This window comes from Casimicrobium huifangae (genome assembly GCF_009746125.1).
GTDB lineage: Bacteria > Pseudomonadota > Gammaproteobacteria > Burkholderiales > Casimicrobiaceae > Casimicrobium > Casimicrobium huifangae.
Genome location: NZ_CP041352.1, coordinates 356,324 through 371,178, shown reverse-complemented (window position 1 = coordinate 371,178; position 14,855 = coordinate 356,324). Strand labels below are relative to the sequence as shown.

The 14,855-nt window shown below is 64.0% G+C and carries 15 protein-coding genes and 1 tRNA gene; 8 read left to right on the top strand and 8 right to left on the bottom strand.

The genetic code is table 11. The features are described 5' to 3' along the window. Positions 1-28 precede the first annotated feature (28 nt). The 3 genes from FKL89_RS01710 to folE2 all read right to left on the bottom strand — a co-directional run bounded on the left by FKL89_RS01710 (position 29) and on the right by folE2 (position 1,998). Positions 29-613 (bottom strand): OmpA family protein, encoded by a 585-nt coding sequence (locus FKL89_RS01710; RefSeq protein WP_156860996.1) that lies wholly within the window; start codon positions 611-613, stop codon positions 29-31. A 407-nt stretch (positions 614-1,020) separates the two neighbouring features. Beyond that, positions 1,021-1,096, bottom strand: a tRNA-Lys gene (locus FKL89_RS01705). Positions 1,097-1,161: 65 nt separating this feature from the next. Continuing rightward, positions 1,162-1,998, bottom strand: coding sequence for a GTP cyclohydrolase FolE2 (gene folE2, locus FKL89_RS01700; protein WP_156860995.1), 837 nt, complete (start codon positions 1,996-1,998; stop codon positions 1,162-1,164). Positions 1,999-2,263: 265 nt separating this feature from the next. Here folE2 and FKL89_RS01695 point away from each other — a divergent pair, with 265 nt between their 5' ends. The 4 genes from FKL89_RS01695 to FKL89_RS01680 all read left to right on the top strand — a co-directional run bounded on the left by FKL89_RS01695 (position 2,264) and on the right by FKL89_RS01680 (position 6,011). Then, positions 2,264-3,238: a MerR family transcriptional regulator gene (locus tag FKL89_RS01695; protein WP_162527355.1), complete on the top strand. Its 975-nt coding sequence runs from the start codon at positions 2,264-2,266 to the stop codon at positions 3,236-3,238. Next, on the top strand, positions 3,235-3,420 hold the full coding sequence (locus FKL89_RS01690) for a DUF2256 domain-containing protein (RefSeq protein WP_156860993.1): 186 nt from the start codon (positions 3,235-3,237) through the stop codon (positions 3,418-3,420). Before FKL89_RS01695 ends, FKL89_RS01690 begins: the two co-directional genes overlap by 4 nt. Continuing rightward, entirely contained in the window at positions 3,417-4,958 is a 1,542-nt protein-coding gene (locus tag FKL89_RS01685) for a cryptochrome/photolyase family protein (RefSeq protein ID WP_156860992.1), read from the top strand. The genes FKL89_RS01690 and FKL89_RS01685 overlap by 4 nt, the downstream gene beginning before the upstream one ends. A gap of 201 nt (positions 4,959-5,159) precedes the next feature. Beyond that, positions 5,160-6,011 (top strand): ferritin family protein, encoded by an 852-nt coding sequence (locus FKL89_RS01680; RefSeq protein WP_156860991.1) that lies wholly within the window; start codon positions 5,160-5,162, stop codon positions 6,009-6,011. Positions 6,012-6,194: 183 nt separating this feature from the next. Here FKL89_RS01680 and FKL89_RS01675 read toward each other — a convergent pair whose 3' ends face one another. The 5 genes from FKL89_RS01675 to FKL89_RS01655 all read right to left on the bottom strand — a co-directional run bounded on the left by FKL89_RS01675 (position 6,195) and on the right by FKL89_RS01655 (position 11,116). After that, complete coding sequence (locus FKL89_RS01675; protein ID WP_156860990.1) at positions 6,195-7,325, bottom strand: aromatic ring-hydroxylating oxygenase subunit alpha; 1,131 nt, start codon at positions 7,323-7,325, stop codon at positions 6,195-6,197. A 184-nt stretch (positions 7,326-7,509) separates the two neighbouring features. Then, the gene (locus FKL89_RS01670; RefSeq protein WP_156860989.1) at positions 7,510-7,992 is read right to left on the bottom strand and encodes a DUF3237 domain-containing protein; all 483 of its coding nucleotides are present in this window, start codon (positions 7,990-7,992) and stop codon (positions 7,510-7,512) included. Next, entirely contained in the window at positions 7,992-8,975 is a 984-nt protein-coding gene (locus tag FKL89_RS01665; RefSeq protein ID WP_156860988.1) for a Bug family tripartite tricarboxylate transporter substrate binding protein, read from the bottom strand. Before FKL89_RS01665 ends, FKL89_RS01670 begins: the two co-directional genes overlap by 1 nt. Before the next feature lie 179 nt (positions 8,976-9,154). Further along, positions 9,155-10,201, bottom strand: a complete 1,047-nt coding sequence (locus FKL89_RS01660; protein ID WP_156860987.1) for a DMT family transporter — start codon at positions 10,199-10,201, stop codon at positions 9,155-9,157. Positions 10,202-10,324: 123 nt separating this feature from the next. Further along, positions 10,325-11,116 carry a helix-turn-helix transcriptional regulator gene (locus FKL89_RS01655; RefSeq protein ID WP_156860986.1) on the bottom strand — a complete coding sequence of 264 codons (792 nt, stop codon included), beginning with the start codon at positions 11,114-11,116 and terminating at the stop codon, positions 10,325-10,327. A gap of 122 nt (positions 11,117-11,238) precedes the next feature. Between FKL89_RS01655 and FKL89_RS01650 the strand changes: the two genes are divergently transcribed. From FKL89_RS01650 to dxs, 4 genes are all read left to right on the top strand, one after another. Then, entirely contained in the window at positions 11,239-11,694 is a 456-nt protein-coding gene (locus FKL89_RS01650) for a hypothetical protein (RefSeq protein ID WP_156860985.1), read from the top strand. 117 nt (positions 11,695-11,811) lie between these two features. After that, entirely contained in the window at positions 11,812-12,030 is a 219-nt protein-coding gene (locus tag FKL89_RS01645) for an exodeoxyribonuclease VII small subunit (protein ID WP_156860984.1), read from the top strand. A 9-nt stretch (positions 12,031-12,039) separates the two neighbouring features. Continuing rightward, positions 12,040-12,924 (top strand): polyprenyl synthetase family protein, encoded by an 885-nt coding sequence (locus FKL89_RS01640; protein ID WP_156860983.1) that lies wholly within the window; start codon positions 12,040-12,042, stop codon positions 12,922-12,924. Positions 12,925-12,934: 10 nt separating this feature from the next. Further along, complete coding sequence (gene dxs / locus FKL89_RS01635; RefSeq protein WP_156860982.1) at positions 12,935-14,818, top strand: 1-deoxy-D-xylulose-5-phosphate synthase; 1,884 nt, start codon at positions 12,935-12,937, stop codon at positions 14,816-14,818. The last annotated feature ends 37 nt before the right edge of the window (positions 14,819-14,855 follow it).

Genomic DNA, 14,855 nt, shown 5'->3' with positions numbered 1-14,855 from the left:
GGTGGCGGCGATGCTCGCCGCCGCCTTGCTATCCCCGCAGTGGCACCCAGGCGACGCGACGGTTTTCTGCCGACGCCGGTTCGTCCGGATTGGCCAGCTCGCGTTTGCCCTTGCCGCGTGCCGACAGCCGTTTGGCAGGAATGCCGCGGGTGCTGGTGAGATAGCGCATCACCGCCGTGGCGCGCTTGCGTGAAAGGTCGAGGTTGTACTGATCGCTGCCGACGCCATCAGTGTGGCCTTCAATGACGAACTTCATCGATTGCAGCGATGGCGACATGATTGCCGAGGCGAAAACGTCGAGCACGTTCCGCGATTGCTCGGTCAGGCGATCAGAGCCGAACTCGAACTGGATACGGGTTTCGCTGTAGCTGGTCGAATTGATCTTTTCAACGCGTTCGACGCCGCTGCTGGCAGTGCCATCGAGGCTGATGCCGCGGGTCTTCTTGCGGGCAGGTTGCGCGCTACCCTGTGCGGCAGCATTGAGTTTGCCGACGATCTCATCGACGGTTGGCATTTCGCTGCTCTGGGCGGTGGCGGTAGCAGCCATCACCAGCCCGAACACCAGAGCTGACAGGGCGCCGCCGGCGCGACGCAGGTGGATGCGGCAAATCATGATCGTCCCCTTCTGCGTTCCATCGCGATGCGCCTGCGCTGCTGGCGTCTGATCGGATGGACTCCGGTTGCCGCGAGTGTAGTCAATCCACCGGCAGGTGAGAACCGTCTCGCACGATCCGCTTCAGGCTCAGCGTTTGATCCCCCGCGTGCGGGCGGGAGTGCAGGTAGAGGCGCGACGGGATCGCAGACACTGAACAGCAGCACACGCGTATCAGCTTTGCGTTGCAACCCTTTGTGGGTGGGCTCGACAGGCCATTTGTCGAAATGTCGACTTTGCGGCTTTTGACGCTTTTCGCCCTTTGCAGATGAGGCTTTGCTAAAGGGGCTGTTGCCAGTAACGGACGTAAAAAAGCCCGGAAAACCGGGCTATTTTGTTTTTTGTTTTTGCAATCACCCAAAGGCGATTGGTAGGACGTGGCAGGCTCGAACTGCCGACCAACGGATTAAAAGTCCGCTGCTCTACCGACTGAGCTAACGTCCCGAAGCCTTCCATTATAACCAGACTTTCTCTGGTTCGGCAAGCGGGCGTCGGATGTTGAGGCCGATTTACGCGGCGGGCAGCTTGCCGCGACCGTAGATTTCGGCGTAGGCCGAGTGATTGTGAATCGCCTCGAAGTTCTCGCTGGCAACGACGAAATCGCCGATCTGCTCGTGCGAGTGGCAGGCCAGCGCAACGTCGCGAACCAGATCCTCGACGAATTTCGGGTTGTCGTAGGCCTGTTCGGTCACGAACTTTTCGTCGGCGCGCTTGAGCACGCCGTACAGCTCGGCGGAAGCTTCACGCTCGGCGATGTCGATCAGCGCATCAACGCTGAGCGCCGGACCAGCCTCGGCCCGGATGGTGATGTGCGAGCGCTGGTTGTGGGCGCCGTAGTCGGAGATCTTCTTCGAACACGGGCACAGGCTGGTCACCGGGGCGACTACCTGCAGTGTCAGCCGGGTGCCGTGGGTGGCGGTGGTCTCGGCGATCAGCTTGACGTCTGCGTCGAGCAGGCTTTCCACGCCCGACACCGGCGCGGCCTTGCGGCGGAAGTAAGGAAACGACATTTCGAGGTAACCGGTCTCGGCCTCCAGCCGCTGGCGCATGGTCTTTTCCAGCGCGAGAAAACCGGCGGCGTCAAGCGGGGCGCGGGTTTCGTCCAGCAACTGGATGAAGCGCGACATGTGGGTGCCCTTCACCTGCTCCGGCAGGCCGACGTACATGGCGAAGGTTGCCACCGTGCCCTGCGTCTCGCCGTTGCCGGCGACGATCTGCATCGGATAGCGCAGCGCCTTGATGCCCACCCGCTGGATCGGCAGGTGCCGCGCGTCGGGCAGCGACTGCGTATCGTCGAGAGCGTTGGGGGGCGCCGCCTGATACAGCGCGCGGTCGAAAGCGTTCATGGGCGTAGTTTAGCGGCGGACCGGGCGCCGCAACGGTCGCCACAGTAGAGCAAGCGCATCAAATTTTCTGCACTAGTGCGGTACATTGGGTCTGCCGGGCGAAATTCAAACGCGTCGCCAGCAGGGCCTTGCCGCCCGCTGGACGACATCAACGCTCACCGTGACCAGCAGAGTTTGTCATGGACAAAACTGCCCCCGCCCCCTAGACTTTTGTGCACAGGCCTACCGAGCTGGCCCGACAACCTCCGCCACCCGAGCATCCGCCTTGGCCGCTTCCATCACCTCCCACCTGACCATCAGTGCCGTCGAGCGCGATACCGGCTTGTCGAAAGACGTGCTTCGGGTGTGGGAACGCCGCTACGGCTTTCCGACGCCCCTACGCGATGGCAACGGCGAACGGCTGTATCCGCCCAGGCAGGTGGAGCGGCTGCGCACCATCCGTCGCCTGATGGACGCGGGGCACCGACCGGGCCGCTTGCTGACGCTGACGGAGGCTGAACTGCTGGCCTTGTCGCGCCCGCGCGGCGCAACTGCCACTGCGCGTGGAGGGCTTGCCTCCCAATCCGGCGACAACCTCGCAACCGGCAGCGTGGTTACCGTGCTGATGGCGCATGCGCGCGCCTGCGAGACCGAGTTGCTGGCGCAGGCGCTCGCCGCAGCACTGCTGCAGCGCGGCTTGTCCGCGTTCGTTCGCGATGTGATGCTGCCTTTGCTTGAACAGATCGACGATGCCCGACTGCATGGCGATATGCCTCCCTTCGCCGAACGCTACTGCCGTGAGCAGCTTCGCCGTACGCTACTGATGGCGCGCGGCCTGCTGGCCATGCGCCCCGCTGCCGGCGCCGGGCAACTGCAGGCCGTAACCGTGCTGGCAACGCTGCCGCACGACACCGACGACCTGCCACTGCTCGCTGCCGAGGCTTTGCTGCTCGGTGAAGGAATGCACTGTCTGTCGCTGGGCATGCAGGCACCGGTGGCCGACATCGCGACAGCGGCCAACCAGTTGGGTGCGGCCGTTGTGGTGCCCTCGTTCGCCGCGTCGCTGAGTCCGAAAATAGCAATGGCAAGCCTGGAGGCCCTGCGCGAGGCACTGCCGGCGGCGATACCGGTGTGGGCTGTCGGTGAGTTGATCGGGCGGCTTCGGCGTGAGCCAGCGGGCGTGACCCTGATCGCCTCGGTTGACGATATCGCGCGGCATGCCCGGCTCCACATGTCCAGCAAAGAAACAGCCGGAGCATGACGCAACAACGCAACTCCTTCCGTGGCAATAAGGCATCGTTGCCGGTAAAGCCCTGCACGGTCTGTGGCCGCGATATGGTCTGGCGCAAGGCCTGGGCGAAAAACTGGGACGAGGTGAAGTACTGCTCGGAGCGTTGCCGTCGCGCCCGCAGCGCGGCACCGACGACAGGGGATGGGCAGTGAACGACTGCCGTCATCTGGTGCTGGTGCTCGGCGACCAGTTGAATGCCGATTCCGCCGCCTTTGACGGCTTTGACCCGGCGCAGGACGCCGTGCTGATGGTGGAGGCGCGCGAGGAATCCACCCACGTCTGGTCACACAAGGCGCGGACCGCGCTGTTCCTCTCCGCAATGCGGCATTTCGCCGACGAATTGACGGCAAGCGGCTGCCGTGTGATCTATCGCCGCCTTGACGATCACGGCGACGCGACGCTGGCCGACGGCTGGCAGGCCGCAGTCGCCAGCATGCGACCGCAACTGCTGATCTGCGTGGAGCCGGGTGACTGGCGCGTCTGGCAGCGGCTCAACGCGTTCTCGGCGGCATCGCGGGTGCCGCTCGACTTGCGCAGCGATCGCCACTTCCTGTGCTCGCGCGACGAGTTCGCCGCCTGGGCTGGCGACAGCAAATCGCTGCGCATGGAATTCTTCTATCGCAACATGCGGCGCCAGCACGGCGTGCTGATGGAGGGCAAGGAGCCCGTCGGGGGTCGCTGGAATTTCGACGCCGAGAACCGGCGTGGATTTGGTCGCGATGGCCCGGGCTTTCTGCCGGCGCCGCCGCAATTCCCACCCGACGCCACCACGCAGGCGGTCATGGCGCTGGTCGAGCGCGAGTTTGCTGGTCATCCGGGATCGCTCAGCAACTTCAACTGGCCGGTCACGCGCGAGCAGGCGCTGGTCGCGTTGCAGCGTTTCATCGAGGACCGCCTGCCAGTGTTCGGCCCGTTTCAGGACGCCATGTGGGCTGGCATGCCGTTCGGCTGGCATTCGCTGCTGTCGTCGTCACTGAACCTGAAGCTGCTCAACCCGCGCGAGGTGATCGCCGCAGCGGAAGCGGCGTGGCGCGAGCGCAAGCTTGATCTGGCCGGTGTAGAGGGCTTCATCCGGCAAGTGCTGGGCTGGCGCGAGTTCATCCGCGGTGTGTATTACCTCGACATGCCGGCCTTGCGCGACGCCAATCACTTTCGCCACGCCAACGCGCTGCCCAAGTGGTACTGGACCGGCGACACCGGCATGAACTGCATACGGCAGTGCATCGGGCAAACGCTGGAACATGGTTACGCGCACCACATCCAGCGGCTGATGGTGACCGGCATGTTTGGCGTGCTGGCGGAAATCTCGCCGCAACAATTGGCCGACTGGTATCTCGCGGTGTATGTAGACGCCGTGGACTGGGTGGAGCTGCCCAACACCGCCGGCATGGCGCTGTTCGCCAACGGCGGCCGTTTCACCAGCAAGCCCTACGTCGCCAGCGGTGCCTATATAAAGCGGATGAGCAACTACTGCTACGGCTGCCGCTACCGGCCCGACGTGCGAACCGGCCCCGACGCCTGCCCGATGACCACGCTCTACTGGCGCTTTCTGATCAGGCACGAGCGCGAGTTCGCCGGCAACCCGCGGACGGCACTGATGGTGCGCAATCTGGCGCGCCTGGGCGAAGACGAGCGCACTGCGATTGATGTACACGGTGAGCAAATGCTCGCCGACCTGGACCGGCTGTAAGCGCGCCGACCGGCGAACGACTATCGGTAACCCTTGCGTCACGGTTCAGTAAGAACACTGTAAGAACCGGCACCGAAGATGCTTCGTATTACGCCGATACAATCGTGCCCCGTCATTGCGTTTTAATCGGCACGCGTCAATACCTGCAGCGATCACCGTCTGCGGTGGCGTGCCCGGCAATTCACCGAAAGTCTCCCCGTCATGCTTTACACCGAACTGTTCAAGGATCTCGAGCGCGTGCGCTGGAACATGGAGACCGACGTGCCGTGGGACAGTTTTGACGCCAGCAAGCTCTCCGATGAGCAGGCGCAGACGATCAAGCTGAACGCCATCACCGAGTGGTCGGCGCTGCCGGCAACCGAGATGTTTCTGCGCGACAACCGTGGCGACAGCGATTTTTCGGCGTTCATGTCGGTCTGGTTCTACGAGGAGCAGAAGCACTCGCTGGTGCTGATGGAATACCTGCGCCGCTTCCGCCCGGAGCTGGTGCCGACCGAAGCCGAGCTCGACAACGTGCGCTTCGAGTTTGACCCGGCGCCCGCGCTGGAAACGCTGATGATGCACTTCTGCGGCGAAGTACGCCTCAACCACTGGTATCGCCGCGCGTCCGAATGGCACAGCGAGCCGCTGATCAAGCACATCTACGGCTTGATCGCGAAGGACGAGGCCCGCCACGCTGGCGCCTATCTCAAATACCTCAAGCAGGCGATCGCCCGCGCCGCGGTGGACAAGGTCAACGAGGTCAAGGCCGGCTTTGCCAAGATCGGCTTCCTGATGGCGGCCAGCGGTCGCTCCGGCAAGCCGATGCACCCGACCAACCTGCACGTCAATCAGGCGCTGTTCCCGAACGACACCGTGCAGAGCAAGCTGCCCGACCCGGAATGGCTGGAGCGCTGGCTCGACGTGCAGATCAAGTTCGACAAGGAATGGGAAGGCAAGGTCGTCAAGATGATCCTGCACAACCTGTCAAATCTGTTCGGCAAGAGCCTGGAATCGTTGAACGACCTCAACAAGTACCGCAAGACACTGCTGGCGGGGCCGCAGGCGGTCTGAAAATCGCGAACTTCCCTTTCGCCATCGACCTTGTGCGCGCAAGGTACCGCCATCAGCTTTTCGGCGAAAGCCTTGTTGGATAAGGGCTAAGCGCCGAAAACGTCAGCAAGTCGATTAGTCGAAATTCAGGGGTTCACGCCCCCTGCTGCCGTCAATCCCGGTAAAAGCCGTTACGCCAAGGCCTCAGAGCCCAGCCGCCGCGTCACCCATACGGGCGCGATACCACTCGTGGAAGTGCTGCATGCCGTCCTCCATCGGGCTTTGATAGGGGCCAACTTCTACTCGACCTTCGTTCCAGAGCGCCCGACGCCCGGCGTCCATGCGCACACCAATCTCGTCGTCCTCGACACAGGTTTCCATGTAGGCTGCCTGCTGCGCGACGATGAAGTCGGGCTCGAACAGGGCAACCTCTTCGGCGTAGTAGAACTCGACCACGTTCACCGTCTTGCTCACGCTTTGCGGCCACAGTGACGACACCACCAGTGTGTGCGGATACCACTCCACCGTGATGTTCGGGTAGTAGGTCAGCCAGATGGCGCCCTGCTCCGGCGGCACACCGTTGCGGAACTGCATCACCTGCTCGTGCCAGCGCTTGTAGGTGGGCGAGCCGGGCTTGTCGAAGCCGCGCGACAGGCCCACCGTCTGCACCGAAAACTCGCGTCCCCACTCCCACGCCAGATCGTCGCAGGTGACAAACTGCCCGAGCCCCGGATGGAACGGCCCGACGTGATAGTCCTCAAGATAGACCTCGACGAAGGTCTTCCAGTTGTAGTCGCAATCGTGCACCACGCTGCGGTTGAAAACGTAGCCGGAGAAATCGAGCGTCTGCCGCGTCTGTGCCGACAATGCGGCAAGATCGACCACCGGGTCACGCGGGCCATCAAACAGCAGCCCGTTCCAGGCCTTCAAGCCCTTGTTCTGCAGGTTGAGCTCGGGATTGCAGGCAAAGTGTGGCGCGCCAATCAGCTCACCTTCGCCGGAATAGGTCCAGCGGTGCAGCGGGCAGACCACGTTACCGCCGTTCTGTGCCAGCGAGCCACGGCCGTCAAGCATGATGGCCTGGCGATGGCGGCAGACATTGGAGATCATGTTGACGCCGCGTTCGGTGCGGGTCAGTGCGTGGGCGTTGTTGCGACTGGCGAGCACGGCGTAATCGCCAGCGTTCGGCACCATCAGCTCGTGCCCGACATAGCCCGGCCCGCGCGCGAACAGCAGTTCACGCTCGCGCGCAAGCAGCGCCTCGTCGAAGTAGGCGGCAGGAGGAAGTTGTGAAACCGGCGCGGACAATTCCGCAGCGGAAAGAAGGCGGCTCATCGCAAACCTTTCCAGTCACAGGAGTTAACCCAACACAAACCAGGTGCAATTAACGGAAGGCACCCAACCCTTGCTAAGTCAACCTCTACCCTGGGGGCCGGAGGCTGCGTCGTCAAACGCCTGAATTATCCCATGATTCCCCACCGGGCCTTGCCGGGTGGGGATTCGCGATCAGCAGCCGCGTTCAGCCGACGCGGAAGAACGCCAGCTCGACCCGATCCGGAAAGCGGGCACCAGTCCCGATGAAGATGCTCTCGGTCAACCAGCCCAGCGCGGGTGATGACACCTCAAAGCGTGGCACGCAGCGAAAGTAGATCGCTGCCGGGTCCACCGGCTCGCCGCGCGCCAGCCGGGCGATGGCTTCAGCTGGCCCCCGCCGCAGTGCGTGGTTTTGCACGTAAACATGCTCGCCACTGTCGAGCGCCAGCACGTAGCGGGCATCAAGCACGGCCATCGTCGGCGAAACGATGATCTGGAAATCAGCGCCCCCTGCCTGCACCCGCCCCTGCAGGCGGCCACGCACGCTGCCGCCAGTGATCGGGATGATGCGGCGCTGACCACGCGTTTCGACGCCGGTCACAGCGCCCGCCTCAACGGGCGCCCCGACCGTGACGGTCAGCTGGGCCACCGGCTCCAGCAATGGCGTTGCCAGTATCGGATCAGTCATCAATCGGCCTTGAAGCCGGTCGCGGCGACAGCCTTGCCCCAGCGTGCAGTGTCATCACGAATGATGGCGGCGAACTCGGCGCGCGAGCTGCCGGTGACCTTGAAGCCCATCTCCTGCAGTTTGCTGCGCGCCTCGGCACCGCTTACTGCCTTGACCACCTCGGTGTTGAGCCGCTTCAGTATCTCGTCGGGCGTTTTCGCCGGCGCGACGATGCCGAACCACGCCGAGAATTCGAGTGAACCGAAGCCCTGTTCACGTAGCGTTGGCACCTCCGGGAGAGCCGGCGCGCGACTGTCGCTGCTGACCGCCAGCGCCCGCATCTTGCCGGCCTTCACGTTTGGCGCTGCCAGGGCGACGGTGGCAAACATGGCCGGGATGTCACCGCCCAGCAAGCCGCCCACCGCGTCACCGGTGCTCTTGTAGTGCACCGGTTCCACGCTCACACCAGCCGCGTCGCCAAACATGTAGGCGCCGAAATGTCCTGGCGTGCCGGCACCAAACGTGCCCATGAAGAACTTCGGCTGCGCCTTGGCCCAAGTCGCGAATTCACGCGCGGTCTTGGCCGGGTTCTTGTCGGGGTTGGTGAGCAACACAAAATCGGTGTTGGCGATATGGCTGACCGGCGCGAAGTCACGCTGCACGTCATACGGCAGGCGGCTGTAGCTGCTGGTCGCGATCGCCAGTTGCCCCACTTCTCCGAGCATGAGGGTGTAACCGTCAGGCGCGGCGCGGGCGGCCTCCTGCGCGGCGATCAGGCCGCCGGCGCCGGGTTTGTTGTCGACCACCACATTGAAGCCGGGCGAATCCTGCAGCTTTTGCGCCACCACGCGGGCCACCAGATCGGGCCCGGTGCCGGCCGGAAAGCCGACGATCAGGCGAATCGGTTTGTTCGGAAAGGCTTGGGCCAACGCGCCACCACTGGCCAGTGTGCAAAGCGCGCCGACGGCGAGCGCCAGCGCAGTAAAAAAGCGATTGCCGGGCATGATGAATCCTCCTTCTGGACATGCGCCCAGCAGTGTCGTCGCAAGCGCCGGTGCTGTCTGTCCTCCGCGAGGATGACGACATAGCCCATCTGTCAGCCCGAGCTTCGTCACACTCATCATGCCTGTTGTGGCGGGAGCTGTCACTTGACCCGGTTTCCCTGCTCTGACACCGGCCTCCGTCAGTGTCGGTGCTGATGATGGATGTCGGGAAAGTGGGCGTGTTGATGCGTCAGGGGGTTGTGGACGTGCATGTGCTCATGCGGCACCCCGTCTTCAATCGAATCGTCGTGCGAGTGTTGATGATGCTCGTCGTGAACATGGCGATGCGAATGCTCAAGCCGCTCGTGCGTGTGCTCGTGCTCGTGGCGCTCGGTCAGGTGGAGCCATACGCCGGCGATCATGAGCGCGCCGGCCAGCCAGAACGCCGGCGAGGCACTTTCGCTAAGCCAGAACAACGAGATCGCCGCCCCGATGAATGGTGCCGTCGAGAAGTAGGCGCCCGTTCGCGCGGTGCCGAGGCCGCGCAATGCCAGCACAAAGAACACCAGACTGATGCCGTAACCGAGCAGCCCCAGCAGCAGCGCACCGGTCACAACGCCCAACGATGGCCATTGCGCGCCGGTCGCCAAGGCCAGCGCGGTGTTGGTCAAACCAGCCATCAGCCCCTTGCTGCCGGCGATGAACAGCGAATCGACCGTTGACACTTTTCGCGTCAGGTTGTTGTCAACGGCCCAGCAAAGGCATGCGCCGGCAACCAGTAGTTGACCCATACTGCTTCCACTTGCGGTTGTGCCGCCGCCGTACGGCCAGGACAGTACCGCACCGCCACCGACGATTAGCAGCATGCCCGCGATGATTCGCCGGTCAGCGTTTTCGCGAAAGACAATCCACGCCAGCAGCGCGGTGAGGACGGATTCAAGATTCAGCAGCAGGGACGCCGACCCCGCATCGATGCGACTGAGCCCGAACAGCAGGGCGACCGGCCCCAAAACGCCGCCGAAAAGTATCGCACCGAGGAGCCACGGCCATTCGGTCCGCGACAAACCCGTGCTTTTCCATCCGCCGTCGCGAATCGCCCGCGCGCTGGTCAGTCCAAGCCCGCTTCCAAGATAGAGCAGACCCGCCAGCAATAGCGGATGCACTTCCCCCAGCAATTGCTTGGCAAAAGGAGTGCTGGCACCAAACAAAACCGCTGCCGCGATTGCAAAAAAAATTTCCTGCCGCATTGAACTACGGCCCTCCTCGTCCAGTTGATTTACCGCTCTGGCCTTCGCAAAGACGCTCGTGAAGAAGATCGTCCGCGCCCAGTGATTGCATCTTTGCCGTGCCGGTTCGCGGTTCCGGAAGGCTCATTGCATCAATCCGGCAAACAGTTCACTCTTGAAGTGAATGCCAAGCCGGGTGAAGGCGCGGGCGCGATAGGTTTTCACGGTGGCGACGCTGAGGCCAAGCTCGGCGGCGGTGCCGTCATAGGTGAGGCCGCGCAGCACGGCGGTCAGCACATCCAGCTCGCGTGCGGTCAGCGCCGGACAGCGGCGGCCGAGTGAGGCGCGCCATTGTGATGCACGATCGACCAGCGGTGTCGCTGTGATACCTGCATCCAGCTCCAGATGCCGACGCACGATGGCAAACAGCATCGGCGCCATCGCAGCAAACTGCGTGACTTCGGCATCGCCGAACAAACCCTGATGATGGTGACGGTAAAGATTGATCGCCAGCAGCGAGCCGTCGTCGTCGAGGCCCGCCACCGAGAGCCGCTCCAGCATGGCGTGACGGTAATAGATCGCCTGCCGGTGCAGTGGGCTGGGCAGGTCATCCGGCGTCGTGCGGATCATCACCGGCGCCTGCGCCGACGCTTCGGCAGCGGCGAAGCTGCGGTCGTCACGATAAAGCCCACTGTTGCGGTAGGTAGCAAAGCAGTCGACTGTGGTGTCGGCGACACCATGGCTCGCCGACAGGTGCAGGCGTGGCGGGCCATCACGACGCAGGCGGTACACCGACCATGACGCTGCTGGCAACGCATCGTTGAGCCGTGCCAGCGTTCGCGCGGCAAAGTCAGCGCCGGCAATCCCGGAGACCAGTGCCGGCAGCACGCTGGCTACCCCCGCAGCGGGTGACCCCGGTAACGACCAGACTTGCATGGTCTCCTCCTTGCGCCCGTTACGGCGTGCTTCCTCTGTAAGGATTATGCTGCCCAACTCACACAGACAGGCTGTTGCGCGGTGACTGTTGGCTCGCCGCGACTGATGCCCAGGAATTTACGATGCGCCAGGTTTTTCTGTCCTTGCTGGTTTTTGCGGTGCCCATGTGGTGTGCCACGCCGGTGCTGGCCGCGCCCAAACTGAAGGAAGGTGCCTATCGGGTCGACTGGAACCGCAAGGTGCGTGATCTTTGCGTTGACACCTACAGCAACGACGATCTGTCCGCCCGCGACTGGCAGGGCGTGATGGCCGCACTGGGCGTCGTCTGTACGCTGACCGATGTGCGCGAAGGCAAGCGGAGCGCCAGCTGGCGTGGCGTCTGCTCGCAGCCGGGCATGGGGCGCGTGTTCCGCATCGAGCATCGGGTGAGTGTGCAGGTCAATGCTGATGGCAGCTTTGACATCCTCACCGAGCTCTCCGGCGACCAGCAGGCGCGCATCCCCATCCGCGGTGAGCCGCTGAAGGGTGCCGCGGCGGCCTGTGGCCCCGATCAGGCGTTCTTCCGGCCCTGGCAGTAGGCGCTTTACTCCAGCCAGCGTCTGCAGGGCAGGTAGAGCGGGGCGGCCCGGCGTTCGGCCCGTAAAATCGAATGTTTACGATTTCGCATCCGCCGGCTCCCGGTGCACTGCCGCGTCATGGCCAAAACCGCCCCGAAAACCTTTGAAGCCGCGCTCGACGAGCTGGAAAAGCTGGTCGCTGACCTCGAAAGCGGCAGCCTGCCGTTGGCAGATTCGCTCGCGGCGTACAAGCGTGGCGCTGAACTGCTGAAGTACGCACAGGGCGAATTGGCGCAGGTCGAGCAGCAGGTGCGCGTGCTCGAAGGCGATGTGCTCAAGCCGTTCAAGCAAGAGTAGTTGTTGTTGATGTCCATCGCCAGTCTCGATCAATGGAGTGCGGCGCATCGCGAGCGCGCCGAAGCCGCACTCGCCCGCTGGGTACCCGCAGGTGAACTCGCGTCCGGTCGCCTGCTGGAGGCGATGCGCTACAGCGCACTCGGCGGCGGCAAGCGGCTGCGTGCCCTGCTCGCCTACGCCACCGCCGAAGCCATTGGCGCCACCGCTGAGCTTGCCGATCACGCCGCTGCCGCCGTGGAGATGATCCACGCTTACTCGCTGATCCACGACGATTTGCCGTGCATGGACAACGACGACCTGCGGCGCGGCAAACCGACCAATCACGTCGTGTTTGGTGAAGCCACCGCCATGCTCGCCGGCGATGCCATGCAGCCGCTGGCGTTCGCCGTGCTGCTGGCGGCGCCGGCATCCCCTGCCGGTATCGTCGCTGCGGCTCATGAGCTGGCAGACGCCTCGGGCGCGTACGGCATGGCGGGGGGGCAGGCGATTGATCTCGCCAACGTCGGCAAGCCGATGGGCCAGACCGCACTGGAAGAAATGCACGCGCTGAAAACCGGCGCCATGTTCGAGGCAGCGGTGATCCTGCCGGCACTGCTGGCGGAAGAAGATGAGGCAACCATCGCCGCGCTGTCGGCTTATGCGCAGAAGATCGGTCTCGTCTTTCAGGTGGTAGACGACGTGCTCGACGCCACCGCCGACAGCGCCACACTCGGCAAGACGGCAGGCAAGGACGCTGCCAATGACAAGCCCACTTTTGTGTCGCTGATGGGCATTGACGCGGCGCGCGCCTATGCGGACAGGCTCACCGCTGACGCCGTCGCCGCGCTGCCCACCCACCTCAACAGCGACCGTCTGGCCGCACTTGCGCGTGCGATGGCGCAGCGCACCGCGTAACGGAAAGCCCATGTCACTGCTTGAAACGATCAACCTGCCGACCGAACTGCGCGCCCTGCCGCAGAGCGAGCTTGGCGGCCTCTGCGACGAGTTGCGCGCCTACGTGCTCGATTCGGTGTCGAAGACGGGCGGCCATTTGTCGTCAAACCTGGGCGTTGTCGAGCTGACCGTCGCCCTGCATTACTGTTACGACACCCCGCACGACCGGCTGGTGTGGGACGTCGGCCATCAGTGCTATCCACACAAGGTGCTGACCGGCCGCCGCGAGCGCATGAACACGCTGCGCCAGTGGCAGGGTCTGGCCGGCTTTCCCAAGCGCGACGAGAGCGAGTACGACACCTTCGGCGTGGCGCATTCATCGACCAGCATTTCCGCCGCGCTCGGCATGGCCGTGGCGGCCAAGGCGAAAGGCGAGAGCCGCCGCGTGGTGGCCATCATCGGCGATGGCGCAATGACCGCCGGCATGGCATTCGAAGCGCTCAACAACGCTGGAGCGATGGACGCCAACCTGCTGGTGATCCTCAACGACAACGAGATGTCAATCAGCGAGCCGGTCGGCGCGCTGAACAACTATCTGGCGCGGCTGCTGGCCTCCAACATGTATGGCGCCGTGCGTCGCATGGGCAAGAACATGCTGTCCGCCATCCCGCCGGTGTCTCGTTTTGCCCGACGCTGGGAAGAGCACACCAAGGGCATGGTGCTGCCCGGCACCATGTGGGAAGAGTTCGGCTTCAACTACATCGGACCGATCGATGGCCACGACGTGAACCTGCTGGTCGACACGCTCAACAAGGTGAAGGACCGCACTGGGCCGCAGTTCCTGCACGTCGTCACCCGCAAGGGCGCGGGCTACGAGCGCGCCGAGGACGACCCGATCCTCTATCACGGGGTGCCGAAGTTCGATCATTCCGCCGGCATCCCGGCGGCGCCTGCCGTGGTGCCGAAGAAGACCTACTCCGACATCTTCGGCGACTGGCTGTGCGACACCGCCGCCAGCGACGACAAGCTGGTGGCCATCACGCCGGCCATGCGCGAAGGCTCGGGCATGGTGCGCTACTCGAAAGAATTCCCGGATCGTTATTTCGATGTCGGCATCGCGGAGCAGCACAGCGTGACTTTTGCTGCCGGGCTTGCCTGCGAGGGGCTGAAGCCGGTGGTGGCGATCTATTCCACCTTCCTGCAGCGGGCCTACGATCAGCTGGTGCACGACGTGGTGCTGCAGAACCTGCCGGTGCTGTTCGCCATCGACCGCGCCGGACTGGTCGGCGCTGACGGCCCCACCCACGCGGGCAGCTTCGATGTCGCCTTCATGCGCTGCCTGCCGAACATGACCATCATGAGTGCGTCCAGCGCCGCTGAATGCCGTGCGATGCTGTCACATGGCGTCGCGCTCGCGGCCCCCGCCGCCGTGCGCTACCCGCGTGGCGCGGCACACGGTGCGCCGGATGCTGCGATCGCACCGCTGGCGCACGGCAAGGGCGTCATCGCCCGCAAGGCCAACGGCAACAGCAAAATCGCCATCCTCGCCTGGGGCTCGATGCTGCATCCGACCCTCGCCATTGCCGACAAGCTCGACGCGACGGTCGCCAACATGCGCTTCGTCAAGCCGCTCGATGAGGCGCTCATCCGCGAACTCGCAGCCTCACACGAGCTGCTGGTGACGGTGGAAGAGGCCTCAGTACCCGGTAGCGCCGGCAGCGCCGTCGCCGAATTCCTCGCTGATGCCGGCCTCGGCAACCGCCTGCTGATGCTGGGCTTGCCCGACAAATTCATCGATCAGGGTGACCCGGCCGTGCTGCTGGCCTCGGTCGGGCTTGACGCCGCTGGCGTCGAGCGCAGCATTCACGCAGTGATTGCCAACGCTGCGGTGCCGGCAGGCAAAGCCGCCGCCTGACGCGATCAGCATCAGGCGCCAAACCGCATTGCGATTG

Coding starts and splice junctions, on each gene's coding strand:
- FKL89_RS01710 (WP_156860996.1), bottom strand. CDS start 613: ATGATTTGCCGCATCCACCTGCGTCGCGCCGGCGGCGCCCTGTCAGCT.
- folE2 (WP_156860995.1), bottom strand. CDS start 1,998: ATGAACGCTTTCGACCGCGCGCTGTATCAGGCGGCGCCCCCCAACGCT.
- FKL89_RS01690 (WP_156860993.1), top strand. CDS start 3,235: ATGACGCAACAACGCAACTCCTTCCGTGGCAATAAGGCATCGTTGCCG.
- FKL89_RS01680 (WP_156860991.1), top strand. CDS start 5,160: ATGCTTTACACCGAACTGTTCAAGGATCTCGAGCGCGTGCGCTGGAAC.
- FKL89_RS01675 (WP_156860990.1), bottom strand. CDS start 7,325: ATGAGCCGCCTTCTTTCCGCTGCGGAATTGTCCGCGCCGGTTTCACAA.
- FKL89_RS01670 (WP_156860989.1), bottom strand. CDS start 7,992: ATGACTGATCCGATACTGGCAACGCCATTGCTGGAGCCGGTGGCCCAG.
- FKL89_RS01665 (WP_156860988.1), bottom strand. CDS start 8,975: ATGCCCGGCAATCGCTTTTTTACTGCGCTGGCGCTCGCCGTCGGCGCG.
- FKL89_RS01660 (WP_156860987.1), bottom strand. CDS start 10,201: ATGCGGCAGGAAATTTTTTTTGCAATCGCGGCAGCGGTTTTGTTTGGT.
- FKL89_RS01655 (WP_156860986.1), bottom strand. CDS start 11,116: ATGCAAGTCTGGTCGTTACCGGGGTCACCCGCTGCGGGGGTAGCCAGC.
- FKL89_RS01650 (WP_156860985.1), top strand. CDS start 11,239: ATGCGCCAGGTTTTTCTGTCCTTGCTGGTTTTTGCGGTGCCCATGTGG.
- FKL89_RS01645 (WP_156860984.1), top strand. CDS start 11,812: ATGGCCAAAACCGCCCCGAAAACCTTTGAAGCCGCGCTCGACGAGCTG.
- FKL89_RS01640 (WP_156860983.1), top strand. CDS start 12,040: ATGTCCATCGCCAGTCTCGATCAATGGAGTGCGGCGCATCGCGAGCGC.
- dxs (WP_156860982.1), top strand. CDS start 12,935: ATGTCACTGCTTGAAACGATCAACCTGCCGACCGAACTGCGCGCCCTG.